This window comes from Luteibacter anthropi (genome assembly GCF_023699965.1).
Classification (GTDB): Bacteria; Pseudomonadota; Gammaproteobacteria; order Xanthomonadales; family Rhodanobacteraceae; genus Luteibacter; species Luteibacter anthropi.
On record NZ_CP077072.1, the window covers coordinates 3,630,356 to 3,656,842 of the forward strand.

At 64.1% G+C, this 26,487-nt stretch carries 23 protein-coding genes and 1 riboswitch; of the genes, 8 read left to right on the forward strand and 15 right to left on the reverse strand.

Features of this window, described 5'->3' with window-relative positions; translation table 11 throughout:
- Nucleotides 1-24 precede the first annotated feature (24 nt).
- Genes KR767_RS15630 through KR767_RS15670 form a run of 9 tightly spaced genes read right to left on the reverse strand, consistent with a single transcriptional unit; the run spans nucleotide 25 to nucleotide 8,173 of the window.
- Complete coding sequence (locus tag KR767_RS15630) at nucleotides 25-573, reverse strand: lipocalin family protein (protein ID WP_345779879.1); 549 nt, start codon at nucleotides 571-573, stop codon at nucleotides 25-27.
- 12 nt (nucleotides 574-585) lie between these two features.
- Nucleotides 586-1,674 (reverse strand): SAM-dependent methyltransferase, encoded by a 1,089-nt coding sequence (locus KR767_RS15635; RefSeq protein WP_250876914.1) that lies wholly within the window; start codon nucleotides 1,672-1,674, stop codon nucleotides 586-588.
- Nucleotides 1,655-2,452 (reverse strand): DUF1295 domain-containing protein, encoded by a 798-nt coding sequence (locus KR767_RS15640; protein WP_250876915.1) that lies wholly within the window; start codon nucleotides 2,450-2,452, stop codon nucleotides 1,655-1,657. The genes KR767_RS15635 and KR767_RS15640 overlap by 20 nt, the downstream gene beginning before the upstream one ends.
- On the reverse strand, nucleotides 2,449-2,985 hold the full coding sequence (locus KR767_RS15645; protein ID WP_166948196.1) for a DUF2878 domain-containing protein: 537 nt from the start codon (nucleotides 2,983-2,985) through the stop codon (nucleotides 2,449-2,451). The genes KR767_RS15640 and KR767_RS15645 overlap by 4 nt, the downstream gene beginning before the upstream one ends.
- 20 nt (nucleotides 2,986-3,005) lie before the next feature.
- The gene (locus KR767_RS15650; protein ID WP_250876916.1) at nucleotides 3,006-4,274 is read right to left on the reverse strand and encodes an SAM-dependent methyltransferase; all 1,269 of its coding nucleotides are present in this window, start codon (nucleotides 4,272-4,274) and stop codon (nucleotides 3,006-3,008) included.
- Nucleotides 4,271-5,077, reverse strand: a complete 807-nt coding sequence (locus KR767_RS15655; protein ID WP_250876917.1) for a DUF1365 domain-containing protein — start codon at nucleotides 5,075-5,077, stop codon at nucleotides 4,271-4,273. The genes KR767_RS15650 and KR767_RS15655 overlap by 4 nt, the downstream gene beginning before the upstream one ends.
- Nucleotides 5,074-6,354 (reverse strand): NAD(P)/FAD-dependent oxidoreductase, encoded by a 1,281-nt coding sequence (locus tag KR767_RS15660; RefSeq protein WP_250876918.1) that lies wholly within the window; start codon nucleotides 6,352-6,354, stop codon nucleotides 5,074-5,076. Before KR767_RS15660 ends, KR767_RS15655 begins: the two co-directional genes overlap by 4 nt.
- A 1-nt stretch (nucleotide 6,355) precedes the next feature.
- A complete protein-coding gene (locus KR767_RS15665; RefSeq protein WP_250876919.1) occupies nucleotides 6,356-7,312 on the reverse strand; it encodes an acyl-CoA desaturase in 957 nt (318 codons plus the stop codon).
- 57 nt (nucleotides 7,313-7,369) lie between these two features.
- Nucleotides 7,370-8,173: a hypothetical protein gene (locus KR767_RS15670; protein WP_250876920.1), complete on the reverse strand. Its 804-nt coding sequence runs from the start codon at nucleotides 8,171-8,173 to the stop codon at nucleotides 7,370-7,372.
- A gap of 206 nt (nucleotides 8,174-8,379) precedes the next feature.
- On the opposite strand from KR767_RS15670, the gene KR767_RS15675 reads away from it, so the two are divergent.
- The 5 genes from KR767_RS15675 (at nucleotide 8,380) to KR767_RS15695 (ending at nucleotide 16,170) form a co-directional block, all read left to right on the forward strand.
- A complete protein-coding gene (locus KR767_RS15675; RefSeq protein WP_166948184.1) occupies nucleotides 8,380-9,231 on the forward strand; it encodes a CheR family methyltransferase in 852 nt (283 codons plus the stop codon).
- Nucleotides 9,228-10,397: a hybrid sensor histidine kinase/response regulator gene (locus KR767_RS15680; protein WP_250876921.1), complete on the forward strand. Its 1,170-nt coding sequence runs from the start codon at nucleotides 9,228-9,230 to the stop codon at nucleotides 10,395-10,397. Before KR767_RS15675 ends, KR767_RS15680 begins: the two co-directional genes overlap by 4 nt.
- Before the next feature lie 71 nt (nucleotides 10,398-10,468).
- Nucleotides 10,469-11,206 carry a response regulator gene (locus tag KR767_RS15685; RefSeq protein WP_250876922.1) on the forward strand — a complete coding sequence of 246 codons (738 nt, stop codon included), beginning with the start codon at nucleotides 10,469-10,471 and terminating at the stop codon, nucleotides 11,204-11,206.
- Between the two features lie 25 nt (nucleotides 11,207-11,231).
- On the forward strand, nucleotides 11,232-14,645 hold the full coding sequence (locus KR767_RS15690) for a response regulator (RefSeq protein WP_250876923.1): 3,414 nt from the start codon (nucleotides 11,232-11,234) through the stop codon (nucleotides 14,643-14,645).
- Between the two features lie 65 nt (nucleotides 14,646-14,710).
- Nucleotides 14,711-14,772: riboswitch (Fluoride riboswitch) on the forward strand.
- A gap of 81 nt (nucleotides 14,773-14,853) precedes the next feature.
- Nucleotides 14,854-16,170 (forward strand): voltage-gated chloride channel family protein, encoded by a 1,317-nt coding sequence (locus KR767_RS15695; RefSeq protein WP_250876924.1) that lies wholly within the window; start codon nucleotides 14,854-14,856, stop codon nucleotides 16,168-16,170.
- On the opposite strand, the gene KR767_RS15700 is transcribed toward KR767_RS15695, so the two are convergent.
- Both KR767_RS15700 and KR767_RS15705 read right to left on the reverse strand, forming a co-directional pair.
- A complete protein-coding gene (locus tag KR767_RS15700) occupies nucleotides 16,167-17,420 on the reverse strand; it encodes a phospholipase D-like domain-containing protein (protein WP_250876925.1) in 1,254 nt (417 codons plus the stop codon). The two genes, KR767_RS15695 and KR767_RS15700, sit on opposite strands and share 4 nt — an antisense overlap.
- A 27-nt stretch (nucleotides 17,421-17,447) precedes the next feature.
- Entirely contained in the window at nucleotides 17,448-18,389 is a 942-nt protein-coding gene (locus KR767_RS15705; protein WP_250876926.1) for an aromatic alcohol reductase, read from the reverse strand.
- A gap of 106 nt (nucleotides 18,390-18,495) precedes the next feature.
- Here KR767_RS15705 and KR767_RS15710 point away from each other — a divergent pair, with 106 nt between their 5' ends.
- Nucleotides 18,496-18,882: a winged helix-turn-helix transcriptional regulator gene (locus KR767_RS15710; RefSeq protein ID WP_250876927.1), complete on the forward strand. Its 387-nt coding sequence runs from the start codon at nucleotides 18,496-18,498 to the stop codon at nucleotides 18,880-18,882.
- Nucleotides 18,833-19,363, forward strand: coding sequence for a hypothetical protein (locus KR767_RS15715; protein WP_250876928.1), 531 nt, complete (start codon nucleotides 18,833-18,835; stop codon nucleotides 19,361-19,363). The genes KR767_RS15710 and KR767_RS15715 overlap by 50 nt, the downstream gene beginning before the upstream one ends.
- 96 nt (nucleotides 19,364-19,459) lie before the next feature.
- Here the strand turns inward: KR767_RS15715 and KR767_RS15720 are convergent, their stop codons facing one another.
- From KR767_RS15720 to KR767_RS15730, 3 genes are all read right to left on the reverse strand, one after another.
- Nucleotides 19,460-21,361 (reverse strand): asparagine synthetase B family protein, encoded by a 1,902-nt coding sequence (locus tag KR767_RS15720; protein WP_250876929.1) that lies wholly within the window; start codon nucleotides 21,359-21,361, stop codon nucleotides 19,460-19,462.
- A 46-nt stretch (nucleotides 21,362-21,407) separates the two neighbouring features.
- Nucleotides 21,408-22,922, reverse strand: a complete 1,515-nt coding sequence (locus KR767_RS15725; protein ID WP_250876930.1) for a hypothetical protein — start codon at nucleotides 22,920-22,922, stop codon at nucleotides 21,408-21,410.
- A 151-nt stretch (nucleotides 22,923-23,073) separates the two neighbouring features.
- Nucleotides 23,074-24,246: a serine hydrolase domain-containing protein gene (locus KR767_RS15730; RefSeq protein ID WP_250876931.1), complete on the reverse strand. Its 1,173-nt coding sequence runs from the start codon at nucleotides 24,244-24,246 to the stop codon at nucleotides 23,074-23,076.
- A gap of 76 nt (nucleotides 24,247-24,322) precedes the next feature.
- Here KR767_RS15730 and KR767_RS15735 point away from each other — a divergent pair, with 76 nt between their 5' ends.
- Nucleotides 24,323-25,492 (forward strand): SGNH/GDSL hydrolase family protein, encoded by a 1,170-nt coding sequence (locus tag KR767_RS15735; RefSeq protein ID WP_250876932.1) that lies wholly within the window; start codon nucleotides 24,323-24,325, stop codon nucleotides 25,490-25,492.
- A gap of 41 nt (nucleotides 25,493-25,533) precedes the next feature.
- On the opposite strand, the gene KR767_RS15740 is transcribed toward KR767_RS15735, so the two are convergent.
- The gene (locus KR767_RS15740) at nucleotides 25,534-26,415 is read right to left on the reverse strand and encodes a GNAT family N-acetyltransferase (protein WP_250876933.1); all 882 of its coding nucleotides are present in this window, start codon (nucleotides 26,413-26,415) and stop codon (nucleotides 25,534-25,536) included.
- Nucleotides 26,416-26,487 lie beyond the last annotated feature (72 nt).

The following is a 26,487-nucleotide window of genomic DNA, read 5'->3' on the forward strand; positions in this document are numbered from 1 at the left end:
ATTTCGCCGCCAGACGCCAACGTTTTAACGTGGGGCTGCCTCCGGCCACTGCTGGGGCACCTTCCGCAGCTGGCTCACGTCATATCCCATGGCGGCGACCCGCCCGGCGAGGGCGGCATAGTCCGCGCCGCTGATGGCCGGCTCGTGCGCCATGATCCAGACGTAGTCCCGCTTGTCCCGTGCCACGATCACAAAGCGGTACCCGGGGTCCAGCCACGCGATGACGTATTGCGCCTTGATCGGCCAGATGAACTGCATGCCCCACACGGCATTGCGTTCCCCGGGATGAGCGAAGCCGGTGGCATGCATGGTCTTCAGGTCGCCGTCGGCCTTTTCCTTGCGATATCGGAAGGTGGTCTGGATGGTGCCGTCCGCCGCCAGGCGGTACGACTCCACGGCATTGAAGGCACCCTTCTCGAAACGGCTGGGAATCGATGCGATCACGTACCAGTCGCCCATGTAGCGCGCGACGTCCACGCTGGATGTGCGCGGTACCGGCGGTTGCGTGGAGCAGGCAGCCAGCGGGCAGAGCATCAGGCAGGTGCGTGCAAGGTGCAGCGGCAGGATGTTCATGGCTTGCCTCCCTTAGCGTTGGCGGACGAAGCGGTAATGCGCCACCAGCCACTGCTGGCCATGGTCATAGCCAAACAGCTCGGCACACGACATCCAGAACATGCGCCAGCGTTGGAACCAGAGCCGCCCCAGTGAATTCGAACGATAGGCGTCGGACAGGATCTGCACTACCGCATCGCGATGACGATCCTGATTGGCCAGCCAGGCATTGGCCGTGCGTTCGTAATGGGTGCCATCGAGCAGCCACTGTTGATCGATGCGCAGGTCGCGCTGGAACCAGAGCAGGGTGTCGGCAGCGGGCATCATGCCGCCGGTAAAGAAATGCCGGCCCATCCAGTTGTCCTCGCCCGCGGTCTCGAACAGGTAGGCGGTCTGGCGATGAGCGAAGATGTGCACAAAGAGCGAGCCGTCCGGGCGTAGCCAGCCGGCAATGCGGGCCATCAGCGCCTGGTGATTGCGCACGTGCTCGAACATTTCCACCGATACGCAGCGATCAAACTGCGCTGGCGGCAGCTCCAGAGCGTTGATGTCGCAGGTGATTACGTGGATGTTCTGCAGGCCGCGGCGCTGGGCTTCGGCTTCGATATGCTCGCGCTGGGAGTGCGAGTTCGATACGGCCGTGATGCTGGCATCGGGATAGCGACCGGCCATCCACAAGGTGAGCGAACCCCAGCCGCATCCCAGTTCCAGGATGTCCTGCCCATCGGCCAGTTGCGCACGTTCGGCATAGAGCTGGAGCATGGCGTGTTCGGCCTGGTCCAGCGATTCGCGGCCCGTGGGGAAGTAGCACGACGAATACTTCAGGCGCTCGCCGAGGCAGTGCTGGAAGAATGCCGTCGGGACTTCATAGTGCTGGGCGTTTGCCGCATCGGTATGGATCGCCAGCGGGGCCTGCATCAGGCTCTGCACGAGTGCCTGGTGACGCGCCTGCTCCGCTTCGATGCCGCCGGCCCGGCATTCGGCCAGGCGTTGTGCGCAGAGGCGGCGGATACCCAGGCGGATCAGTGCATCGGGAAGCTGTCCGCGTTCTGCCAGGCCAAGGATGCCGGGCGCCGCATCGTGGGTGGACAGGGCCTGATGGTCATTGACGATCGTGTTCATGGGATGCTCCGGCAGGAAACCAGGGAATGAGCATGGGGGTGGTCCGCTGGTAGTCGCGGTAGTCGTCGCCGCGGGTACGCAAGGCCTGCGCCTCCGTAAACGGGATGCCGCTGACCCAACGCAGGAAGGCGTACATGACGACAGGCCCGCTCCACGCCAGCCAGCCGATGGGCGAACCGATGGCGAGCGCCACGTAGGCAAACCAGTGCAGCCACTCGAAGAAATAATTCGGATGCCGCGAATAGCGCCACAGGCCGCCACGGAATGTCTTGCCACGCTGACCGGGCTGCTCGCGATGACGCGACAGCTGGCGGTCGGCGATGGCTTCGCCTGCGACGCTGACAAGCCACAGCAGCACCGCGAGGATCATCCAGGGCGAATAAGGCAGGCGGTTCGCAGCGACGGCGAGAAACGGCAGGGCGAACAGCGTGACGAGAATCGCCTGCGCCTGGAAGAAGACGAAGAACTTGCCCTGGTGACCGGCCCAGTGCGAGCGCAGGTAGCGGTAGCGGCCGTCTTCTTCTTCGGAGCGCACGCGTCGCCAGAGGTGCAGGGCAAGTCGGGCTGACCACAGGGCGCCGAGGACGCCCATCAGTGCCCGTGGCAGGAGGCTCCCTTCTCCGGCAACGGCCATGAGGACTGCGGCAAGGCCCAGGCCGGAGGCCCACAGTACATCGACGATGCCGGCGTTGCGGTGACGCTGTTGCCACCACCAGCCGGCGGTCATGATCACGCTCATCAGGGCGGTCAGGACCAGCAGGGGGAATGCGTAGGTCATGAGGGGCGCTCCACGAGCTGCGGGTGGGCCAGGGCCGCCATATGGGCGAGCACGGGCAGTGCAATGGCCCACGTCACGGCAAGCCAGGCCACCGCCAGGTGGCTGGGTGAAGGAAGTGCCACGGCCTGCCATCCTCGTGCGGCGCCCAGATACGCCAGCGGTGCGCCGATGGCACCGAGGACCGCAGCGAGCAGGGGGCGAAAAAGCACGAATGAAAACGAACGGTTCAAGGTGGTGGCAAAACAGAGCCAGAGCATCAGTATCCAGGCGGGCGCGCCGCCCGGAGGCAGTGAAGGTGCCGGCGTGGCGTAGCGCCACCAGCCCAGCATGGATGGCACGCCGTCCACCACCATGCCGAACAGTAAGGCCATGCCGAGCAGGCGGCATTCAGCCGCAGCGCCGGGAGAGAACGCGAGCTGGATGCTTATGAAAAGCACGCCAGCCAGGAGGGGCCAGCCTGTCTGTCCACGGCCCGCACCGATCACCAGGGCAAACCACAACGCCTGGTAGCCGACCAGGTTGAACCACTTCATCGTCGTGGTCCGTGCGTTTTTCACGCCACCCACCGATCCGTCGCCGGGCGTGCCTCGGGGCGGGCGAGCAACAGGTGGGACACACCGATGGAGCGCTCCAGGAAACCACCCTCGCAGTAGGCGAGGTAGAACTCCCACAGCCGTGTGAAGCGCGTATCGAAGCCCTGTCGATGAACCTCGTCGAGTCGTTCGAGGAAACGCTGGCGCCATGCATGCAGGGTTCTTGCGTAGGAGAGACCAAAGTCCTCCTGGTGCACGAGGGCAAGATCGCTGCTGCGCGTCTTTGCCGCCAGCATGGCACTGACCGAAGGGATGAAGCTGCCCGGAAAGACATGGCGCTTGATGAAGTCCACCGAATGCAGGGCCTGTGCGTAGCGATGGTCTTCGATGGTGATCGCCTGGACGAGCGCCACGCCGTCCGGCTTGAGCAACTGACCGATCTTCGCGAAATACGTATCCATGTAGCGGGCCCCGATGGCCTCGATCATCTCGATGGATACAAGGCGGTCAAAGCGGCCTTCGAGGTCGCGATAGTCCTGCTGGAGCACCGTCACCCGGTCATCAAGACCTGCCTCCTGTATGCGCGCGCAGGTCAACTGATATTGCTCGGCAGAGATGGTGGTGGTGGTGACCTGGCAGCCGTAACGCGAGGCCGCATGCATGGCGAAGCCACCCCAGCCGCTACCGATTTCCACCACATGCATCCCGGGTTGCAGGCCCAGCTTCCGGCAGATCACGTCGAGCTTGCGCGTGGATGCCGCATCGAGCGTATCGGTATCGGATGCCCACAGGGCCGACGAATACATCAGGTCGTCGGAAAGAAACAGGCGGAAGAAATCATTGCCCAGGTCGTAGTGGGCGGCGATGTTGCGCCGGCTGCCCGCCTTCGTATTTTCGCGCAGGGCATGCCAGGCCCGCATCGCCATGCCGCCCCAGCGGGCGAGACCGGTTTCCATGCCATCGAGCAGATCACGGTTGCGTACCAGCAGGCGGATAAGGCCCACCAGGTCGTTGCATCCCCAGCAGCCTTCGATAAAGGCTTCGGCCGCACCTACGCTGCCGTGCGTTGCCAGCATGCGATAGAAGCGCAGATCGCTGATCTCGATGTGGAGGCTTGCACCCTGGGAGGTGTTACCCAGTTCCGTCGTGCCGAGAGGGTCGCTTACCACGAGGCGTCCGTGGTCAATGGCGGCCAGCGTGCCCAGCAGCTGACGCCGCAGGAAGCGGTCGAGTGGGGAGGTGTCGGACGAACGTGCAGCCAGGGGCGGGTTTTTGATGAGTTCGTTCATGACGCGTCTCCGGGCGAGTGCCCGTCATGGGCGCTGGCGAGTGGGGGCGTGGCGGGATGATCATGGACAGGCGTGCGCTTCAGCCACAGGCGCAGGGCCTGCCAGTGAATGGCACCCATGACCTTTGCGGTCATCAGCGGATAGCGCCAGAGCACGCGTGCGAGCGATGCCCCGGTGAGCGGGCGCCTGTCCAATGCCAGGGTGGCGTCGAATTCGCAGGCATCCGCACGATGTACCTTCATATGGACGCGGAGGTCATCCCCGGGGGCCGTGAACCGCCAGTCGTAATGGCGATCCATGGCCATGAAGGGCGATACATGGAATGCCTTGGCGAATTCCCAGGCCATGGCACGACCATGGTGGGATGCACGGTCCACAGGAAGCACATAGGCATGCCGCTCGCGCCAGGGCGTGTTCGTGATCTCGGCAACGATACAGTCGAGTGTGATGCCATCGGTGGCATAGCAGTAATAAAACACCACGGGATTGAACACGTAACCTGCGTAGCGCAGATGCGCGAGCATGCGGATGGGGCCGCCGGGCCGATGGCCAGTGTCGCGTTGCACTTGCTCGCGAATGGCATCGGCCAGCGGTACATCCGGCGCGCCGAGGTAGTCGCTCCGCCGCCATTGCGCAAGATTGGGCCGGCTCGCAGACCAGAACCAGTGCGAACGAAACACATCGTCGATTTCGTCGAGATCCAGGTACAGCTGCGCCATGCGGTAGGTAAACGCATGCGGGTGGGGCAGGTGACGGCGATGCGTCACGCTGCCTTCGTAGACAGCGCTGGCCCAGGCAGTCATGTGCAGGCACTCGCCGCGAGGGGCATGCCAGGGCCGTGACCGATACCGCGAATGCCGTTCACGACATCGACGGCACTGCGCATGCCATCCTCGTGAAAACCCCAGCCCCAGTAGGCGCCTGCAAACCAGGTGTGCCGTTGACCCTGGATGTCGTCCTTGCGTGCCTGTGCGCGAATTGTCGCTTCCGTGTAGACAGGGTGCGCATAGGTCATCCTGCGCAGGATCTGCGTCGGGTCGATTCGCGCGGTCTGGTTCAGGCTCACTACGAAGGGGCGCGGCGAATCGATCCCCTGGAGCAGGTTCATGTTGTAGCTGACGGTGCAGTGTTCTCCGGGCCCCTCGGGGATCAGGGCGTTCCAAGCCGCCCAGGCCTTTCTCCGGCGGGGAAGCACGCTGGCATCGGTGTGCAATACGGTGTCGTTGACCTGATATGGGATGGCACCGAGGATGTCGCGCTCTTGCACGCTGGCGTCTTTGAGCAAGGCGAGCGCCTGGTCACTGTGGCAGGCCAGCACCACCTGATCGAAGGCCTCTTCGCCCGCGGCGGTGCGGAGCATGATGCCGTGCGCCCGGCGAATTACCGCATGCACCTGGCATCCGATGCGCTCACTCACGTTCCAGCGTCTGCGCATCGCATCGATATACGTTGCCGAGCCACCCTCCACGACCTGCCATTGCGGACGATCCGCGACCTGGAGCATCTGGTGGTTGGCCATGAAGCGCACCAGGTATTGCACCGGAAACTTCAGGATCGTCTCTGCCGGTGAAGACCACAGGGCCGATGCCATCGGCAGCAGGTGCTCATCGCGGAAAGCTGCGCCATAGCCGTTTTCCGCCAGGTAGTCACCGAGGCCGGCATCACCGGATGCATCGTCCAGTACGCCCGGCGCCTCCCGGTAGAAGCGCAGCAGGTCGCGCACCATGCCGATGAAACGCGGTGACAGCAGGTTGCGGCGCTGGCAGAACAGCGTGTCGAGCGTGGTGGCGTTGTATTCCAGTCCGGTCGCCGCGTTGCGCACCGAGAAACTCATCGTCGTCGGCCGGGAGGTTATGCCGAGTTCGTCGAACAGCCCGTGCAACAGGGGATAGTGCCGAGGGTTGTGGACGATGAAGCCCGTGTCTATCCGGTAGTGCCGTCCATCCAGCGCGATGTCGTGGGTGTGGGTATGGCCGCCGAGATAGTTGTTGGCCTCGAACAGCACGACCTCGTGGTCCTTGCCCAGCATCCAGGCGCTGGCCAGTCCCGAGATGCCCGAGCCGATGATGGCAATGCGCATGTCACTTCCCTGCCTTTGCGTGGACCCAGGTCGGGATCGGCTTCAGGTCCCATACCAGCCCGAGCGCCTGCATGGCTTTGAGGCCGTACCAGGTGATGTCCACTTCCCACCAGCGGAATCCCTGCCGGGCCGATCCGGGGTAGAAGTGATGGTTGTTGTGCCAGCCCTCGCCGAAGGTCAGCAGGGCCAGCCACACGTTGTTGCGACTGGCATCACGCGTCTTGAAGCGCTGCCTGCCGAACTGGTGGGCCAGCGAGTTGATCGTCACCGTGGCGTGGAACAGCACGATGGTGGAGACGAAGAAACCCCACACGAGCATCTGTGGTCCCGTGGTGCCCAGCGCCGGCCAGTACGTGGCGAGCAGGGCGCCTGCCACGTAAAGCGCTATGGCCAGCACGACGGGCACGACGAGGTCGTAGCGGTCGAGCCAGCGCAGTTCCGGATAGCCACGCAGATCGGGAAGACGGTCGAGATCCGTGGCAAAGGCGGCCGGGGTCAGGAACCAGCCGGCATGGCTCCAGAGAAAGCCATGCACACGCGGGGAATGCGGATCCTGCGGCGTATCGGCGTGGATATGGTGATGGCGATGATGAGCCGCCCACCACAGCGGGCCGCGCTGTACGCAGGCGGCGCCGATGATGGCGAACACGAACTGGACGGTGCGGGACGTCCGGAAGGCGCGGTGCGAGAAATAGCGGTGATAGAAACCGGTCAGCGCGAACATGCGCACGGCGTAGAGCGAGGCGGCCACGACAAGCGCGACCGGCGACACCCCGACCCAGATCACGCACAGGCAGGCCAGGTGCATGGCCAGGAACGGCGCGGCGCGTATCCAGTCGATCCGCTGGTCGTCGGCCGTGGCCGCCACGGCCTGGCTGTCGAACCACAGGCGCAGGCTGGCGAATCGACCCCGTCGCACCGTCGGGGTGGCAGGAGAGGAAGGTGCGATGGGGTTCATCAGGATGTCCCGTGCCGGTCTTGATCCACTTACGTGGAATCTGACCGAACGGATGCATCACTGTGTACAGCGTGACACCAGGGGCACGCCGCGCGCGGCGGCGATGTCCTGCGCAGATGCGGGAGGCAGGTCATCGGCAGCAGCAAAAACGATGCGTACGCGCTGCGACTGGCCGCTATCGTCGCGGATATTGCCCGTGCCCTCGAACTGGACCAGACGATGCCCGGCCACGGTATAGGTCATCACCACGCTGGGTGCGATGACACCCAGCAGGCCGCCCAGGGCCATGCGGAAATGCCGATATTGCGGGGAAGCGGGCGAGTCGTCGTCAGGGCCGAGCTTGATCCGGAGGGCATCGAGCCGGCTCGGCACGACGAAGCGTGCGGTCGTTCCGGCGTCACGATCGATGGCCGCCCAGTGCTCACGGACGAAATCGTCGAACCCGGCATCCACGACCGTGTCGGGACGCAACGGCAGTTCCGCCGACTCGGCACGTTTGCCTGGATTGCGTTGCACGACAATCTTCAGGCGGGCGTCCTGCGCATGCACACTTTCCCGGTATCCCGTTCGCTGGTCTTCGAAGTCGATGTCGGGAGCCCACGGATCGCCGCGATATGTCAGGAGCTTGCGGGCAAACGGAGCGCCACCGGGGCAGCGGTAGAGCACAAGCCGGTTCCGCACCCCCGCCTCGTCGAAGACCCAGTGCTCTTCCCGATAACGAAGCTCATCGGTGCCCAGCCGATAGGCCGTGCCGGTGTAATGCGCCTGGGAGGCCGCTTTCAACGGGGGAGCCAGGGCCAGGAGTCCGGAACCCAATCCAAGAGCGGCGGCAAGGCGGCCTAGCGTAAGTACGGGTGTCATGGGGCATCCACGGAGGAAAGTGCCATCGCCCCTGGAGCCCGAGCGAGCGGATTGTTCCCCGTGTCTTACGTGACCTTCCGTGATCCGGATGCATCGGCGCCAGCCCTGTTACCCTCTCCACACTTCCTTCACGCCGGTATCCGGTTAAATTCACGGCTGCCAAATTTGTACGACTCCCCGGCTGGCAGGCTCGGGGCCCGCTCTCCATGTCCGGAAGTCCGCCGGTGACCGATGAATCGACGCAACTTTTCGATCTGGAGCTCAGGCTCCTGCTGGAAGCCGTCTACCTGCGCTATCACTTTGATTTCCGTGGCTATGCGTTGAGCTCGATCCGCCGACGGGTGCGCCATGCGATGACCCGGTTCGACTGTGCCCGGGTGAGCGACCTGCAGCACCGGATCATCCATGAGCCGGCATTCTTCGCCGAGGCTATCCAGTACCTCACCGTGCAGGTCTCGGAGATGTTCCGGGACCCGGCCTATTTCCGCGCCCTGCGCGAGGATGTGCTGCCGGTACTGGCGACGTATCCGTCCATCAAGGTCTGGGTGGCCGGGTGCAGCAGTGGCGAGGAAGTGTGGTCGCTGGCGATCATGCTGGCCGAGGAAGGGCTGCTGGAGCGCACGGTGATCTATGCCACCGACATCAACGCCGATGCGTTGACCCGGGCGGAGCAGGGCACCTACCGGGTGGAACGCGTGGCCCAGTTCAGCCGTAACTATGTGGCGGCAGGCGGTCGCGGCTCGCTGTCGGACTACTACACCTCGGCCTATGGCAACGCGGTGTTCAACCGGCGCCTGACGAAACAGGTGGTGTTTGCCGACCATAGCCTCGCCACCGACTCGGTGTTTTCCGAAGTGCACCTCGTGTCCTGCCGCAACGTGCTGATCTATTTCAACCGGGATCTCCAGGATCGGGCGGTGGGTCTGTTTTCCGAGGCACTGGTCCGCAAGGGCTTCCTGGGACTGGGCAGCAAGGAATCACTTCAGTTCGGTGTCCACGCGCCGATGTTCGAGCCGTTCGTTTCCACGCAGCGCATCTACCAGAGGAGGGCATCGTGAGCTTCATCATCGGAACCCCCGTGGCCGCTCCCCGGCCCGAGCGCAGCACCCATTTGCTTATCGTCGACGACATTCCCCAGAACCTCACGGCGATGGAGGCATTGCTGGCGCAGGAGGGCGTGACCATCCTCAAGGCATCCTCGGGTGCCGAAGCGCTGGAGCTGTTGCTCAGGTTCGACGTGGCCCTGGCCCTGCTGGACGTGCAGATGCCGGAGATGGACGGTTTTACCCTTGCCGAGCTGATGCGCGGATCGCAGCGTACGCGGCATGTGCCGATCATTTTCCTCACGGCATCGCCCGATGACCCGGCGCGCTCCTTCAAAGGCTATGAGACGGGCGCCGTGGATTTCCTGCACAAGCCGGTGGAGCCCCGGGTCATCCTGGGCAAGGTCGGCGTGTTCATCCAGTTGTACCGGCAACGGCTGGAGCTGGAGCGGCGCAACGAACAGCTGGAACGCGCCCTGGACCTCAACCAGACCATGATGGCCGTGCTCACCCACGACCTGCGTACGCCCTTGTCGGCCGTGACGCTGTGCGCCGACCGCCTGATCGAGGAGGCCGACGGCACGACCTTCGCTCGCACCGCCTCCTATGTGCGCACCAGCGCGGCCCGCATGTCGCGGATGATCGAGCAGATGCTCGATTTCTCGCGTATCCGGTCATCCACGCTCACCATGGATCTTCAGCCGGCGGACCTCGGCGAGGTCTGCGACGAAGTGGTGGCAGAGATGCGTCGGGCCCATCCGGAGCGGGTCATCGCCCTGTCCACGGCCGGCGACCTGCGCGCCACCTTCGACACCGTGCGGATGGGGCAGGTGGTGACCAACCTGCTCGGCAATGCCGTGCAGCATGGCGAGGGCGCCGAGATCACGGTGCACGTGGATGGCTCGCAGGAAGACATGATCGGTTGCTCGGTGCGCAATGCCGGCCGTATCGCGGATGCGTTGCTTCCGCGATTGTTCGAGCCGTTCAAGGGCACGTTCAACCCAAGCACCGGGTTAGGCCTGGGCCTGTACATCGTGGATCAGTTCGTCAGTGCCCACGGCGGCTCGGTGCATGCGGAGAATAGCGAATCCGGCGTGCGCTTCGACGTGCGTCTTCCGCGCCGGCGCGCTGCCGGCCGACTTGTGCCGGTCGAGGCGAGGCTCACGGAGCGCTCTGCCTGATGCGTCGTCCCACCGAACCCGCCGATGCCGAGCCCGTCGCGGCTACACTCGCGCATCGATCCGGAGCCAGCATGCCCCACACCCGATTCCCTCGCATCATCGGTTTCGAGGTGCCACCCCTCAAGCCCCAGGTGGACGTCATCCGTGACGCGCCCATCGTGGCGTTGCTTGACGTTGCGCCCTCCGATGACTGGGTTCATGCCTTTAATGCCGAAGTGGCAGGCCTGAAGGGCGAACTGGGCCTTGCCGAGGTTTCCATCGAGGCCCACCGTATCTTCTTCTTCGGTTCCACGGCCAATGGCCGGCGCCTGTCGGGTGCCGTGCGCGGGCTCGTGGAACAGGTCACCCGGCTTACGATGGACAGCCGGCTTGCCGGCGGCACGGTCGACACGCCACCTTCCGCGACCGGCACGGGCGACGAGACGTCGTTGGCCGGCTCGCTGGGTACGGTGCTTGTGGTGGAAGACGACGAGATCCTGCGCACCATCGCCTGCGATGTGCTTGCGGGGGCCGGTTGGGAAACACGGGAAGCGGCCGATGCGGCCTCTGCGCTGGCCGTGCTCGCGGCCGATGCCGTGAACGTCGTTTTTACCGACGTCGACATGCCGGGCACCATGGATGGCCTCATGCTGGCGGACCACGTCTTCAATCACTGGCCGGCCATCGGCCTGGTGGTGACGTCCGGTCGCTATTCGGTGGATGCCAGCCGCGTTCCGCGTGGTGGCGTCTTCCTGTCCAAACCCTATCAGCGCCGGCAGTTGCTGGCGGTCATCGATCTGGTGACCCACGCCGCGTCCAGACGCGCCTGATCGTCCCACCTTGCCCTGGTCCTCCATGACTTCCGACCCGAAGCCCCGCCGTCCGTCGCGTCGCGCCACCGGCGACACGCGTACCCTCATCGCCCTGGCGATCGTCATCGTGTTCTTCGTATGCAGCGGCCTGATCGCGGCGTCGAACATACGCACCATCCGCGACGACAACACGCTGGTGATCCGTTCGCAGGAGACCGTAGGCGCCCTGGGCGACATCCTGTCCAGCGTGCAGGATGCGGAAACGGGGCAGCGCGGCTTCCTGCTCACGGGCAACGAGCGCTACCTGGAACCCTACCGCAACGCGCTCGCGATCATTCCGGCACGCATGGATGCCATTCGCAGCGGGGTAAGTGGCGACTCGGGTCAGTCGATGCGCCTGCGTGAACTGGGTTCGCGCGTGCAGGACAAACTGGACGAACTGAACCAGACCATCGAGCTTCGGCGCACTCGTGGCCTGGAAGCGGCCCTGGTCGTGGTCAATTCCGATCGTGGCAAGGCTGCGATGGACGATATCCGCTCGCGCCTGGGTTCGATGCGTGCGGCCGAGTTCGACCAGCGCACCCGGCGCCTGGCGGAAATGGAAACCGCGTACAGCACGGCGTGGACCTCCGGCGCGGCCAGCGCCTTGCTGGGCATCGGCCTGACGTTGTTCGTGGGCATCCTCATCCGTCGCAATGCTGTCGCGCGCGAACGCGAGGCCTGGTTGCAGGCCGGGCGCCTGGAGCTGGGTGCCGCCATGGCGGGCGACAAGGACATGAGCGAGCTGGCGGGCGTGATCCTGTCCTTTCTCGCCCGCTTCCTGCGCGCCGAGGCGGGCCTCCTGTTCACGCCGTCGGCTCGCGGTTTCGAACGCGCCGGCGCCGTGGGCGTGGCACCGGAAGAGCCCGGCACGGCAAGCCGCACTACCGGCAGCCTGTTGAGCCGGGCCGTCGACGAGCGCCGTGTCGTGGTGGTGTCCGACGTGCCGGAGGGCTATTTCCAGGTGGGTTCCGGACTGGGCAAGGCACCGCCGCGTCACCTGGTGATCGTGCCGACGATCGGTGACGACCAGGTCCAGGGTGTCGTGGAACTGGGCTTTTTCAATCCGGTGGACGCCGAAGTAGTCGCCCTGCTGGAGCAGGCGTCGCCGGCCATCGCCATCGCGCTTCGCTCGGCCGCGTACCGCGCCGAATTGTCCCGTCTTCTCGAAGAGACCATGCGCCAGTCCGAAACCCTTCAGTTGCAGGGCGAAGAGCTGCGGGCGTCCAATGAGGAACTGGAAGAGCAGAGCAGGGCCTTGCGCGAATCGCAGCAGGAGCTGGAATCGCAGCAGGCCGAGCTGGAGCAGACCAACGCCCACCTGGCCGGACAGTCGCAGCAGCTGGAAGCCCAGCGCGACGAGCTGGCGCTCGCCAACGAAGCCATCGAGGCAAAGGCGCACGAAGTGCAGCGCGCCAGCCAGTACAAGTCCGAGTTCCTGGCCAACATGAGCCACGAACTGCGTACGCCGCTGAACTCCGCGCTGATCCTTTCCAAGCTGCTGGCAGACAATGCGCACGGCAACCTCACCGAAGAACAGGTGAAGTTCGCCCGCACCATCCACGCCTCGGGTGCCGATCTGCTCACGCTCATCAACGACATCCTCGACCTGTCGAAGATCGAGGCGGGCCATGTCGAGGTCCGTGGCGAAACCTTCGAGGTGAAGGGTCTGCTGGACGATATCGCCGCGTTGTTCTCGCCGGTGGCGAACGAGAAGGGCCTCACGCTCGACGTATCGTCGGCTACTGACTGCCCGGCATTTATCGAGAGCGATCGCCTGCGTATCGAGCAGGTGCTCAAGAACCTGTTGTCCAACGCCCTCAAGTTCACCGAAGCCGGAAGCGTGAATCTTTCGGTGCGAGCCGGCGCGAAGGGCATGGTGGTCTTTTCGGTCACCGACACCGGCATCGGCATCGCTGCGGACCAGCAGGCGCGCATCTTCGATGCGTTCCAGCAGGCGGACGGATCGATCAGCCGCCGCTACGGCGGCACGGGCCTGGGCCTGTCCATTTCGCTTGAGCTGGCGCGCCTGCTCGGCGGCGATATCTCCGTCGCAAGCGACCCGGGCCGGGGCAGCATGTTCACGCTGACCATCCCCGTGCGGCTCGCGAGCGCCCAGGCCGTGGTTGCGCGCGCACCGGCACCGGCCGTCGTTCCGATGCCTCCTGCACACCGCCCGGTCATGGCGCCCGCACCTGTCGCGCAGCGTGCTCCGGCGCCGGTATCCATCGATCCGCGCCATCTCATCCTGGTCATCGAGGACGACGTGGCGTTTGCCGGCATCGTCAGCCAGCTGGCCGAGGAAATGGGCTTCCGCTCGCTGGTGACCTCCACCGCGTCCGAGGCGCTGGCCGTGGCACGCGAGCAGATGCCACATGCCATCGTGCTCGACGTGGGGCTGCCGGACCAGTCGGGTCTGTCGGTGCTGGATATCCTCAAGCACGACGTGCGCACGCGTCATATCCCGATCCATGTCGTATCGGCGGAAGACCATTCGCGCACGGCGCTGTCGCTGGGCGCGGTGGGTTACCTGGTGAAACCGACCACCCGCGAGGCGCTGGCCCGCGTTCTGGATTCGCTGGAATCGCGACTGTCGCAGCGCCCCCGTCGCGTGCTCGTGGTCGAGGACGACGCGGTGCAGCTCGATGCCATCCGTCACCTGCTGGCGTCGGCGGATGTGGAAACCATCGGTGCCTCGTCTGCCGCCGATTGCCTCTCGTTGCTCAGCCACGAGACCTTCGACTGCATGGTGCTCGACCTGTCGTTGCCCGATACGTCCGGCTTCGCACTGCTGGAAACGCTCAGCAGCCAGGATACGTACGCGTTCCCGCCGGTGATCGTCTACACGGGGCGCGTGCTCTCCGCAGCAGAAGAAGACCGCCTGCGTCGTTATTCCAGCTCGATCATCATCAAGGGCGCGCGCTCGCCGGAACGCCTGCTCGACGAGGTGTCGTTGTTCCTGCATCGCGTGATTTCGGAACTGCCCGAGCCGCAGCAGGGCATGATCCGCGCGGCGCTGAATCGCGACGCCACGCTGGAAGGCCGTCGCATCCTTCTGGTGGAAGACGACGTACGCAACGTCTATGCCCTGATGAGTGTGCTCGAACCGCACGGCTGCGAGCTGACGATTGCCCGCAACGGTCAGGAGGCCATCGACGCGCTCCACGCGTCCGTGGATGGCGCGGATATCGACCTGGTGCTCATGGACATCATGATGCCGGTGAAGGATGGCCTGACCGCCACCCGCGAGATTCGCCAGGATCCGCGCTTTGCCGATCTGCCGATCATTGCGCTCACCGCCAAGGCGATGCCGGACGACCAGCAGCAGTGCCTGCAGGCAGGTGCGAACGATTACGTAGCCAAGCCGCTCGACGTGGACAAGCTGCTGTCGCTGATCCGCGTCTGGCTTACCGCCTGACCTTCGACGGGCGAGGCAAGGCGCAATAACCCGCGGCTTTAACAAGCCCGGGTGACCCGCTACACTGGCGGCACGGAGATGGCATGCCTCCGCGAACCGCCCTCGGGCTGATGATGCCTACGTATCCTGGAATCCTCCGGGGCGTAGGCTCGTGCGTTTCTCGCCCCGTTATTCCAGGTGTTTCAACGACACACCTTTTGGAATCCGCATGCGACGCCTTCGTTCACTGGAACAATGGGAACTGCTTCCCTACATGGGCAAGTGGCTGCTCATGGCTTGCGCGGCTGCCGTTCTGGCCGGCTCCGCTTCCGCTTTCTTTCTCCTGGCTCTGGAATGGGCGACGAACACCCGCGAGGCATCGCCGTGGCTGATCGGCTTTCTTCCCTTGGCAGGTTTCGTGGTGGGCTGGGCGTATCAGCGTGTGGGCAAGTCGGTGGAGGCGGGCAATAACCTCATCATCGACGAGATCCACGACCCTCGTAAGATCATCCCCCGGCGCATGGTGCCGCTGGTGCTTATCGGCACGGTGGTATCCCATCTCTTCGGCGCATCGGTGGGACGCGAGGGTACGGCCGTGCAGATGGGCGGTGCGCTGGCCGACCAGCTGACTCATGTATTCCGGCTGCGAGCCGACGACCGGCGCATCCTGCTGATGGCCGGCATGAGTGGTGGTTTTGCCGCAGTGTTCGGCACGCCGCTGGCAGGTGCATTGTTTGGCCTGGAAGTACTGGCTATCGGGCGCATGCGCTACGACGCGCTGTTTCCCTGCGTGATTGCCGCCATCGTGGCCGATCAGGTCTGCCTGGCGTGGGGTGTTCACCACACCCACTACGTGGTGGATCATGTCTGCGCACTCACGCTGCTGCCGGTGCTGGGCGTGATCGCGGCAGGTATCGTTTTCGGCCTCGTGGGCCTGCTCTTTGCCACGGCCACACATCATCTGGGTGGCTGGATGAAGCGGCGGATTGCCTATGCGCCACTACGCCCGTTGCTGGGTGGTGCGGTGATTGCGCTGTCTGTCAGCGTCCTGCCTGCATGGCGGTATATCGGACTGGGCATTCCGACCATCGTGGAAGCCTTTCAGCATCCTGTTGCGCCCTGGGATTTCGCGGGCAAGTTTGCCTATACGGTCGCGTCGCTGGCGTCGGGCTTCAAGGGTGGCGAGGTGACACCGCTGTTCTATATCGGCGCCACGCTGGGTAATGCGCTGGCACCTCTGCTGCATCTGCCTGTCGGGATGTTGGCCGGGTTGGGTTTCGTCGCGGTATTCGCCGGCGCGGCGAACGTGCCGCTGGCCTGCACGGTGATGGCGATCGAACTGTTCGGGCCGTCCATCGCGCCGTTCGCACTGATTGCGTGCGTTGTGAGCTATCTGTTTTCCGGACACGCAGGCATTTATCACGCCCAGCGCCTTGGCCGGGCCAAGCATGTGCGGCACCTGCCGGAGGATCTGCGGCTGGCCGAGGTCAAGGCATACAGGAAGAAGCTACGCGAGACCCCGGCCGTGACGGACGACGTACCTTAAGGCTGTTTCGCGGTGGGCTGGAATGCGCTTAGCGGCTTGACGTAAGGGCCGTTCCAGTCTGCGTCGAAGATGCGGCCAAGGGGGCGCACCAGCGGGCCGTGGATGAAGATCGAGGCATTCACGGCACTTTCGAAGTAGCTCCAGCTCCAGTTGCCGGTGCCGACAAAGCCCGACTCGTCGTCGACGAGAGCGTACTTGGCATGTTCGACACGGGCGTAGGGAATGGGGCCGGACGACGCCTGCGGCAGGCTGGAATACTTCACTTCCACGCCGGGCATGAGCGCCAGGCTTTGCAGGTAGGCGAGGTCATGGCCGCGCAGTGCCCAGTCGGCCACGATGACCTGTACCTGCACGCCGCGTGCGGCGGCATTGCGGATGGCAAGATCCAGTGCGGTCCAGTAGCCCTTGGGGCCGAAGTCCTTGAAGGCCGACATCGTCATCACCTGGATGCGGATGCGGGTGCGTGCCTGGTCGAGCATCTGCGTCAGCGTCGGTGCTTCCAGCGTCAGCCAGGACGGCTGGAGCGCTGCGGGGCTGAAGGCGGGGAAGATAGTCGACGGGCCATCGTCCTTGCCGTTGATGACGACGGGGGAGAGCACGGTGGCCGGTTCGAACGAGGGGGCGGGTACGAGCGGTGCGGCCACCAGCGCATCGGCCGGTTTTTCGGCCAGGTGCCACAGGTGGTCGAATTCCGCACGGAACGTCTTGCCGATGCGTTCGTCGCCGATATGCACGCCCACTTCGTGGATGTGCTGGATGGCACGCCAATCCCAGTTCTGGCTGCCCACGAAGACATCGCGATCGTCGATCTCCATGAACTTCACGTGCAGCACGCCGCCGGTGAGGTCCTTTACCGGCATCTGGCGGATCGTGATGCCGGGCAGGCCCGTCAGTGCATCGACCCAGGGCTGGCTTTCATGCATGAAGCTGGTGTCGATGAGCAAGTTCACCCGCACCCCTTTCTTCGCCTGCGCGACCAGCGCATCCACGATGGGCGAAAGCGCATGGCCGGGCGGGTTGGTCAGGTAGAAGGCGGCGATGTCGATATGGTCTTTCGCGCCCTTGATCATCGACAGCCAGGTAGGGCCGGTGCGTGCCGTATCGGGCAGGCCGTAGCTGGTTTCTTCCGGAACGCTCTCGACCCATTCGAAGGTGCTTTGCTGGCGCGCCGCCGGAGCCGCATGGCTCGACAGGGGAATCAGTGCAAAAGCGGCGGCAAGGGCCAGCAGGGGACGGCGGGTTGAGCGCATGCGGAGGAACCTGGCGAGTGTTGATCGTTATAGAGTAACACCGCCGTGTGACGGTTGGTTCGCGTGCGCCGCAAGCCACGCAGGAACCTCGGTCACCGCGATATCCTGCGCTGCGTTGAAGGTGACGGCCTTGTCCCAGGCAACGCCGGTATCGCGCGCGAAGGCCAGGTGGTACCGGCGCATCTTGTCGTGCGGATGGGCCTGCACGGCGTCGCGCAGTGCGTCGACGGTCCACAGGTTGCGCTGCGTTTTCCTGCCCAGGTAAGCGTCCACCATGTCGGCCAGGCGTTCGTAAGTAAACGTGTCGCCCGCCACGAAGATCACCTTGTCGTCGATGCGAGGCTCATGGGCGAGGATGGCAGCGGTGAGCTGCCCGATGTCTTCGGGCGTGGTCACGGTGAGGCGGTTGTCCCAGCGCCCCAGTGCATTCACTTTCGCCGCTTCGAGATCGACAACGCCGAAGGCAGGTTCAAAGAGGAAACTGGTGAACATGCCGGTGGATACGATGACCCAGTGCGTGCGCGACTGCGCCCGCAGCATGTCGCGCACGTCGAGCTGTTCGTCGAAGATGCCCTGGTCACTGCCGCGTCCCACGACGTCGTAATCCACGCCGAACTGCCAGGGCACGTAGCGATCCACCCCCGCGCGAAGCACGGCGGCAGTGATGCGGCGTTGCGTGCCCGCGCCGCCGACGAACCCCGTGCAGCAGATGACCGTGGCGTAGGACGCGAATATACCGGCAAGCTCTTCTTCCGGTGCGCTGGCGAGGTCACAGCGGACGATATCCACGCCAAGCGCACACAGGGCAGCATCGCGGGTCGAATCCGTTTCGTGTGGCCGGGCAGGTCGTAGCAGCACGCTGAGCCTGCCCTTGACCGGCTGCGCCGCGAGGGACTTCAGTACCGCCATGCCCAGTTCCCCCGCGCCGATGACAAGGGTGTGCTGTTCCGTGGTTTTGATCGCGGGCATCGTTTTTCGACTTCTGTGGGGAGACGTGGCATAAGCTGAGGTGCGGGCGATTCGCGGACAAGAAGGCACACGAGTGATACCGGACGACATTCCCTTCGCAGAGGTCATGGCGCGCTCACGGGCGGCCTGCGAGGCACTGAGCGACGAAGACGGCGGCCTGAAGCGCGAGGTGCTGGCCCATGCGGGCAATCGCTGGTCCCTGGGCATCGTGTACGAGCTGGGCGTGGCGGGGACGCTTCGCCATGCCGAACTCGCGCGTCGGCTTCGTGGCGTCACCCAGCGCATGCTCACCAGGTCGCTACGGCAGCTTGAGCGCGACGGGCTCATCGCACGGCACGACCATGCCGAAGTGCCGCCACGGGTGGATTACACGCTTACATCGCTTGGAAAAGGCCAGCTGACGGGGATGCTGCCGCTGTGGACGTGGGTTATGGATAACGCAGATGCCTTCCGCGCCGCACGTCACCGCTTCGATGGTGATGACGCGACCTGACCGGAATCGTTACCATGCCCGGCTGACAGACGTATTGGAGATACCGGTGACGCAAGTTCCTCCCCAGAGCGTGACCGATGAGAGGGTATTCCAGGCCCGCGTGGAGCAGGCCTGTGCGACGAATGCTGCCGTCGCTTCGTTATTGTCAGACGCCGGAGTGCTGAATCCGGCCGGCACCTGGCTGGTGCAGGTGTTGAAAGGGCAGGCTGCGGTCACGCAGGCGGCGCACGATACGGCCCTGGCCGCCGACGAATTGCGCAAATACCAGAAATTCGCGCGCCCCGGTCAGCCCAGTCCGCATATCGTCCAGCTCCGGCAAAAACAAGCCGCGGCACGCCAGGCCTCCGCCCGGGGCAAGCAGGCGTATACCAAGGCCGCGATGGAATTCGCCCGCACACTGCCGCTGACCATCCCCCCACGCGAATCGCTGGACAGCGTAGTGACACGCTGGATCACACTGAACATCCCCATCCAGAAATAAGCCACCCTAACCCGTCATTCCTGCGAAAGCAGGAATCCAGCGCCCCGGTAGCCGTTTATCGCCGACGCATCACATCGGCTCCTGCTCCGCCCATCCTCACGGCCCTGGGCTCCTGCTTTCGCAGGAGCGACGACTCTGCTGCCACGCCTGAAACATCAGCACCGGCCATAGATGTCCGTGCCACTGCTGTCGCCCTTCAAGAAACGCCTCCCATATCGGCAGGATTTCCTCCGGATCGAAAATACCCTGCTGTTGCAGGTAACGGCGATTGAGCAAGTCACCGGCCCACTCGCGCAAAGGCCCGCGAAGCCACGCCGCAACCGGTGCTTCAGCGATGGGCTTGTGTGTCGCCAGCAGTTTCTCCGGGAGATTTCGTTCCGCCAGCCTCTTCAGCACCAGCTTGTGCTCCCGGTATCCGTACCGGTAAGCCACGGGCAGGCGCCATGAAAAGCGCCACACCGATTCATCCATGAACGGAAAGCAGGGCGTCACGCCATGCGCCATGCAGGCTGCTTCGGCGGAAGGCAGCAGCCCCTCGCCAAGCCGCATACGCTGGTCGACATACTGGAGCCGGTCGGCCGTCGCTTCCGTATCCAGCCATTCGTCGGGCCGGGAAAACACGGTGGGATAGGCGTCCGTTCCCGGTACGGCAAGCCCGGGATGCTGCCAGAGTGTCGTCGCATCGTGGTAGTGGTCTTCCACGGACGTGGCTGCGAGTTTCACAAAGGGGTCGCGCGCATGACCACTCCACGCGTGAGCCTTCCTTGCCAGTTTGAATGATCCCAGCCGCTGCCGGAAACGCATCGGCAGGGAGCCTACGAATCGTGCCTGGCGTGTCGCACGTCGGTAGGCATCATGGCCGAAGAACAGCTCATTGGCGCCCTCGCCAAGCACGATCTGCTTATGGGCATGACCAGCGGCCCCGGCAGCCATGCCAAGTATCACGGCGGAAGGCAGGCACGGCGGCTCGCTGGCCGTGCTGATGACCCGCTCGACCTGTGACAGGACATCGTTGTGTCCCAGCACCACCGGATCGAAATGGCAGCCCAGGTAGCTCGCGATCCTGTCGGCGCGTTCCAGGTTCTGGGTCTGTCCTTCGAAGCCGACGGCAAACGTCTGTAGAGGCTCTTCCTGCTGAGCCTGGAGCATGGCGGCGATGACGCTCGATTCGACATCACCGGTCAGCAGGGCGCAGGACTGCCTTCCATGGCGTGCCTCGATCGACATCGCCAGTACGTCGCGCAGATCCGTTTCGGCTGTTCGCAGTCCGTCGGATCGCCGTTCTGCGATTTCTCCCAGCACCTCCTTGCGAACGTCCCAGTAACGCCTGAATGGCAGGTCGGTAACGTGGGCCGGGGGAGCACCATCAAGCTGAAACTGCACGAAGCAGCCGGCCGGCAATCTGGAAACGTCCTTGTAGATGCTATGAGGCGATGGGATATACCCATGCCTCAGCAGTGTGGCAACGGCACTCCTGTCGATCGCAAGTGGGCTGGCCAGTTGCTCGATGGCATTCACTTCGGTGGCAAAAAGCAAGCCGTCTGCCGTGCTGGCGATGTACAACGATTTCTCGCCCATCTTGTCGCGCGAGAGGGTAAGGGTGGCTTCGACGCTATCGATCACGGCGACACAGGCGGATCCACGTATCTGTGCGATCGCACTCCCGACGCCTTGCGAGCGGATGCGTCGTATCAGCCTGTCCGCCGGCGAATCCAGGTCCTGCATGGCCCACATGACGGGCGATTCATCGCGGGAAAGCGTGAGGTCACCGGCAACGACCACGATGTAGCGACCGTCGTTGGAACGGGCGGTGGTCGCAGAGACCGGACCGTGGGCCGGCCGGCATGCGGCGATGGCAACGCCGAGAGGTGCATGGGCCTGCACATGACGCACATGACCTCGATGTGGCATGGCCGACAGCATGTGCCCGGACAACGACATCAGCGATTCTTCGGACATCGGGCGATAGGCTCGCCACACGCCAGCCAGACCGGACATATCGATCACCTGCCAAGAGAGGGGTATTCAGGAGAGGGGCGGAGCATCAACCGCGCGAAGAGGTTGCGCTGCCGCGCCATCGGGCATGCAGGGCAGGCGGCGCGATGGTGGCGAGGATGCCGGCCACGGCCAGGCTGATGCACAGGATGGCGAGTGAGCCGTAGATGCTCCCGGTAACGGAGGTGGCGATGAGCGAAGGGTAATCGTCGTTCGGTCCCGTCCTGTCCAGCACGGTCAGGGCTTCGGCCAGGCGTAGTGGGCGCCCTGGCGGCAGTGCCTCATTGGGACCGGGCAGCAGGCCGCCGATGTAGATCTGGTTCATCAGAGAAAACGCGCCCACCAGGCCAAAGGTTCCACCCAGGAACGCGGCGGCCAGTCCCAGCCGGAGCGGATTGCGCGAGCCATCGCCGGGGCTGAGGCTGGACAGTCGCATCATGCAGCATGCGATGGCACCGCCCAGGGCCGTACCCGCGATCATCGCGAAGCCGACCCAGCTCGCCTGGGATCGCGTGAGATAGAGGCCGAAGCAAGCGGCCGACGTCACTGCGATGCAGATGGGTATGAAGGCGTGTCGCAATGGACGCGGCACATGGGCCCATAACAGGGGGCCTGCGACGAAAGCACTGATGACGAAGACACATAGCCGGACTTCCGGTCTCATCGATCCGGGTGGATCGATATCCGGGTTGCCGATCGAGAGGATGACCAGGATCGCCAGCGCGGATACCCCGCAGCTCAGCAGGGAAAGCAGGGCGCGCCTGAGCGGAGTGGACCACAACGAGCGTGGCGAGACCTTGATGCCGCGCGTGGCATTCAGGCGGGCGAGATAGAGCCCTGCAAAGATGAGGCCGTCGATCAGCAGCATGGCGGACGACAGCACCTGCTTGCGGTGATCCACGTTGCGCACGAACGCAAGGCAGAACGAGATCAGGGAGACGGTCGACAGCAGGGCAAGCCAGGGGTCGATCCTGAGCCGGTGGCCCTGCTTTGCCGGCCAGGTGACCGGGCACAGGATCAGTGCTATCGACGATGCCGCCACGGCCACGAGGAAACCGCCGTCGGGCGTGCTGATCGTGTCGATCAGGGGAAGGACATCGGCTGTCAGCAGGTAGAGCGCCACCGCAGGCAGTGCATGCAATGCAACCCGGGAAGCCGCCTTCGGTGCAGGAAAGAGATGGGTTGCGTTCCTGGCCAGCCAGATGAGGTGCAGGCCGATACCCGCGCCATAGGCGAAGCTGGCCGCCAGCATGAACCAGATGTCGATGCCACCGTGAAAGGTTGCCGAGGCGAGGCCTGTAAGCACGAAACCCGGAAGCAGGCCACTGCGGATACCGGGCGCGATGGGGTCGGATCGTAGCGACAGGAACACCACGGACGTGCCCATGGGCATCATGGCCAGCACCCACTCACCTTGTTCCCAGGTGATTCCACGCTGCCAGAGATAGTCGGACGTCCATGCACCGAAGGCCGCCAGCGGCATCACGATGAGCACGATGACGAGACAGGCAATGGCATGGTCGGTGAATCCACCTGAGCGGGCAGATGTCGTGGGTTTGCTCATGTAGGCGCTCGGTGATGGGATGTCCAATGACGGGAGGCATCCTAAGGTCGCTATGTCCGGGGTCCATGGACGTTTTATGGACGACGCATGGAGACCGGGGCAGCCAGGGAATGTGTTCATGTGCGCGCCATCAGGCACGCCAGAGGGCGCTTCAGTCGAGCAATGCGGCGCCGCCAAGCAGATCGTGCGTGACCCGGTCCCTGAACCGGGCGCTCCGGCGGGAGCCGTCGACGTTCATCAGGACAACGACGGCGTGGCGCCGGTCATCGCTCAAGGCGACCATGTTCGATGCACCGGGATCGCTGCCGCTGTGGCCGATCACCTGTCTTGCGCCCACGTCCTCCGAAACCCAGCCCAGGCCCTGGTACGGAGCGATGGTCGGATCGACCTGGGATCGCAGCATGCGTGCCAGGGTCTCATCGGAAGCTATCGCGCGCGCTGAAGCCATTCCCGGTAGCATGGCGTTCAGCAGCGTGGCGAGCTGGTGTACCGAGCAGCGCAGCATCCCGGCGGGCACATCCGGGTAGCCTTGTTGCGGCAGAGGGGTGAAAGCATTGGCTTCGACCACGTAAGGCGTGGCCAGGACGTCACGGCCGAATGCAGCGATCGACCAGTGAGCGCCCTCGATGCCCAGCGGGGTGAAGACGTTGGCCTGGACATAGGAGGCGAAGCTCTGGCCGCTGACCGCCTCGACGACATGCCCGGCCAGGGCCATGCCGACATTGGAGTAGGACCAGCTTGCTCCTGGTGGGTGTGGCAGGAACGATCCATCGCGGGACCAGGTGTTTCCACCTTCGACCAGATAGCCACTCAGGAAATCGGAGAGCTTCTGCGGCGAATCGCCCGGGTGGGTCAGGTCGCCATAGCCTTCATCTGAAATGCTGGAGGTGTGGGTCAGCAGGTGATGGGGCGTGATGATCTGCTTTGGGTACCGGGGGTTTCTCACCGGAAAATCGAGGTACCGGTCCAGGCCCTCGTGCAAATCGTGCCCCTTGCGCTCGAACAGCTGGACAAGCGCGAGCGCCGTTGCCAGCTTGCTCACCGACGCCAGATGCATGGGCGTGGTTGCCGTCAACCGTCGTCCTTGCTGGATATCGGCCATGCCGAAGGCGGCGGTGTAGTGATGCGCGCCGGGTGCCGTGATGGCCACGGCGGACCCAGGGACCTTTGCTGCCCGCATGAGGGAAGGCATGCCTGCCTCGAAGTCGCGTCGCCATGCGTCGAACCGGGTTGCCCTGGAAGGGTATCCAGCGACGGGCCGAAGCGGGAAGAGCAGCATTCCGCCCAGCCCCAGCTGAAGTAGCGAGCGGCGTGTCAGTGTCATGAGCCATTCCTTCCCGTACGCGGGACGTGTTCCTGATGAGGGGACACTCTAGGAACGCCATGTGCGGGAGCCATGGATGTTTCATGGATACCGCGTGGAGCGCAGCGAACGGCCGCATCACGATGCCCTGGAAATCAGTTTTTTCCCGATGGGCGAGGCCCGCGCCGCTGGCGATAGTGCTGCCACGAGGTTCTTCCTGGCCTCGTTTCAGCCATCGAATGGCTTCATCCATCCATGCATCGAGGGACTATTTGCCATGCCCAACATCGCCATCAAACGACTGATCGTTTTCGGGGACAGCCTTTCCGACATCGGCGTCAAGCGCAAGACCGTGGCCGGCCAGTTCGCCGCACTCTTCGGACTGATGCGCACCAACCAGGTCAACCGCTTCAGCGACAATCGCAACTGGACCGACTTCATCTGGGAGTGGGCCGGCGGCCAGCCGCTCATTACCGTCGACAAGCCCACGTCGGAGGCGGCCGCCACGCCGCATCTGCGCTGGAGTCAGAACAGCAACCGCGCATCACGCACCGATAATCCGCTGTTTTACGTGAACTACGCCGAAGGCGGTGCGATGGGTGGTTCCGATCGCTGGGGTGCCGGCCTGGGGACGTTCCGCGAACAGTTCGATCGCTATCGTGCCGACTTGCGCGCCTATGGCCCCACGCCGGGTAATGGCCTGTATCTGATCTGGTTCGGCCTGAACGACCTGGTGACCAACGGCCGCGATCCGGCCGACATGAAGGCTGTGGCCCAGCAGATGAGCCAGGTCTGCCAGGAGATCATTGCGCTTGATCCCAATGCGTACTTCCTCTTCGGCAACCTGCCCAATCCACAGGAGGCGGTGCGATATCTCGGCCAGGAAGCGACGGACAAGGTGCTCGGCTTCGCGGATGGTTCCTTCAACTTCAGCCATGAGCTGGCCAAGGAAATCAACGAGAAGTTCCGGAGCAACCCGGCACATGTCGTGGACATCTATACACGGATGGACCATGTCTGCCGCAACCTCAACTCCTACGGCTTCACGAAGGAGAAGCAGCCTACCGGCATCGAAGTCCGTTATGGCGCCCCGCCGAGGAACCAGCTGGCCGCCTATTGCACGACCACCAGCGACGGCGCGCATCCGACCGAGGAGGTCTACAAGGTGATTGCGCAGATCTGGGCGGACGAGATCCGCAAGCACTACGACGTGGGCGTGCTTACGCCGAATACGGAAGCCCGTTTCACCACGAAGGGCAGCAACTGACCACAAGCCCCGCACCCTTCCGGCGTGCGGGGCCGCGATGATCAGATCAGGGAGCGACCCAGGCGATGCTCATGGCTCCACATTTTTTTATAGGACCATTTCTCATAGGCGCCGCCAAGGCTGAAAATCATCTCCTTGCCCAGGCCAGCGCATTGCTCGCGAGCCGTCTGGATGTTCAGCCATAGCAGGATGCTGCCCAGACCGAAGTGATTCAGTTCCGGGTCCATTGCGCCGTTGTGGTCGTCGAAATAGACCCAGCGGGGACACTCGGCCCGGTAGATCAGGTCATAGGCGCAGGGGCGACCTTTGTAGAAGAGCACATGCCCGAACATCATGGAGCGGATGGCACCGATGAACGCCGCCAGCTCGTCATGGCGATGGCCCGGGTGACCGCCCGGCCAGCGCATGATGAACAGTTCACGGTAGATACGTGCCAGCTCGTCGTCGCCGAAGCTATCCACGGAATGAATCTCGCCACCCTGATCGAGAAAGCGATTGAGCTCGGCACGGCGGTTTTTCCGCGTCTTTTGCGAGAATTCGTCCTTCACCAGGCAGATGGTGCGCCGGTTCACGGCGCCATAGGCGAAGTTGAGGAATTGCCCGCGATGTCGATGGGACAGCCGCTTGGATCGGGCAGGCAGGTAGGTGCGGTGACCGGGGTCCATCGGCAGGATGATGTTGTCGAAGATCACGGGTGCCTTCGTCGCCGGATGGGCAATGACATCGTTGCTGTCGACGAAGTAGGCGCCGACGATCTGGCCTTGCACCTCCTTGTGATAGAAGGCCACGGGTCCGGCGCCCCGGCTGTCGAGGTGGGCAAGGATCGCCGGATGGGCGCAGAGGCTCCCTCCAAACCGCTCATAGGCACGGCGATAGGTGTCATGGTCCGATCGTTGCCATCCGGACAGGATCTTCTTGAGCATGGGGGCGGACTTGCGGGGGATGTCCGCACGTTATGACGCCCATGTTGTAAGCCCATGGACGAACTGTGGAGT

Coding starts and splice junctions, on each gene's coding strand:
- KR767_RS15725 (WP_250876930.1), bottom strand. CDS start 22,922: ATGAGCAAACCCACGACATCTGCCCGCTCAGGTGGATTCACCGACCAT.
- KR767_RS15735 (WP_250876932.1), top strand. CDS start 24,323: ATGTTTCATGGATACCGCGTGGAGCGCAGCGAACGGCCGCATCACGAT.
- KR767_RS15650 (WP_250876916.1), bottom strand. CDS start 4,274: ATGAACGAACTCATCAAAAACCCGCCCCTGGCTGCACGTTCGTCCGAC.
- KR767_RS15685 (WP_250876922.1), top strand. CDS start 10,469: ATGCCCCACACCCGATTCCCTCGCATCATCGGTTTCGAGGTGCCACCC.
- KR767_RS15670 (WP_250876920.1), bottom strand. CDS start 8,173: ATGACACCCGTACTTACGCTAGGCCGCCTTGCCGCCGCTCTTGGATTG.
- KR767_RS15705 (WP_250876926.1), bottom strand. CDS start 18,389: ATGCCCGCGATCAAAACCACGGAACAGCACACCCTTGTCATCGGCGCG.
- KR767_RS15640 (WP_250876915.1), bottom strand. CDS start 2,452: ATGACCTACGCATTCCCCCTGCTGGTCCTGACCGCCCTGATGAGCGTG.
- KR767_RS15730 (WP_250876931.1), bottom strand. CDS start 24,246: ATGACACTGACACGCCGCTCGCTACTTCAGCTGGGGCTGGGCGGAATG.
- KR767_RS15660 (WP_250876918.1), bottom strand. CDS start 6,354: ATGCGCATTGCCATCATCGGCTCGGGCATCTCGGGACTGGCCAGCGCC.
- KR767_RS15630 (WP_345779879.1), bottom strand. CDS start 573: ATGAACATCCTGCCGCTGCACCTTGCACGCACCTGCCTGATGCTCTGC.
- KR767_RS15710 (WP_250876927.1), top strand. CDS start 18,496: ATGGCGCGCTCACGGGCGGCCTGCGAGGCACTGAGCGACGAAGACGGC.
- KR767_RS15675 (WP_166948184.1), top strand. CDS start 8,380: ATGTCCGGAAGTCCGCCGGTGACCGATGAATCGACGCAACTTTTCGAT.
- KR767_RS15655 (WP_250876917.1), bottom strand. CDS start 5,077: ATGACTGCCTGGGCCAGCGCTGTCTACGAAGGCAGCGTGACGCATCGC.
- KR767_RS15720 (WP_250876929.1), bottom strand. CDS start 21,361: ATGTCCGGTCTGGCTGGCGTGTGGCGAGCCTATCGCCCGATGTCCGAA.
- KR767_RS15695 (WP_250876924.1), top strand. CDS start 14,854: ATGCGACGCCTTCGTTCACTGGAACAATGGGAACTGCTTCCCTACATG.
- KR767_RS15635 (WP_250876914.1), bottom strand. CDS start 1,674: ATGAACACGATCGTCAATGACCATCAGGCCCTGTCCACCCACGATGCG.
- KR767_RS15700 (WP_250876925.1), bottom strand. CDS start 17,420: ATGCGCTCAACCCGCCGTCCCCTGCTGGCCCTTGCCGCCGCTTTTGCA.
- KR767_RS15665 (WP_250876919.1), bottom strand. CDS start 7,312: ATGAACCCCATCGCACCTTCCTCTCCTGCCACCCCGACGGTGCGACGG.
- KR767_RS15690 (WP_250876923.1), top strand. CDS start 11,232: ATGACTTCCGACCCGAAGCCCCGCCGTCCGTCGCGTCGCGCCACCGGC.
- KR767_RS15740 (WP_250876933.1), bottom strand. CDS start 26,415: ATGCTCAAGAAGATCCTGTCCGGATGGCAACGATCGGACCATGACACC.
- KR767_RS15645 (WP_166948196.1), bottom strand. CDS start 2,985: ATGAAGTGGTTCAACCTGGTCGGCTACCAGGCGTTGTGGTTTGCCCTG.
- KR767_RS15715 (WP_250876928.1), top strand. CDS start 18,833: ATGCCTTCCGCGCCGCACGTCACCGCTTCGATGGTGATGACGCGACCT.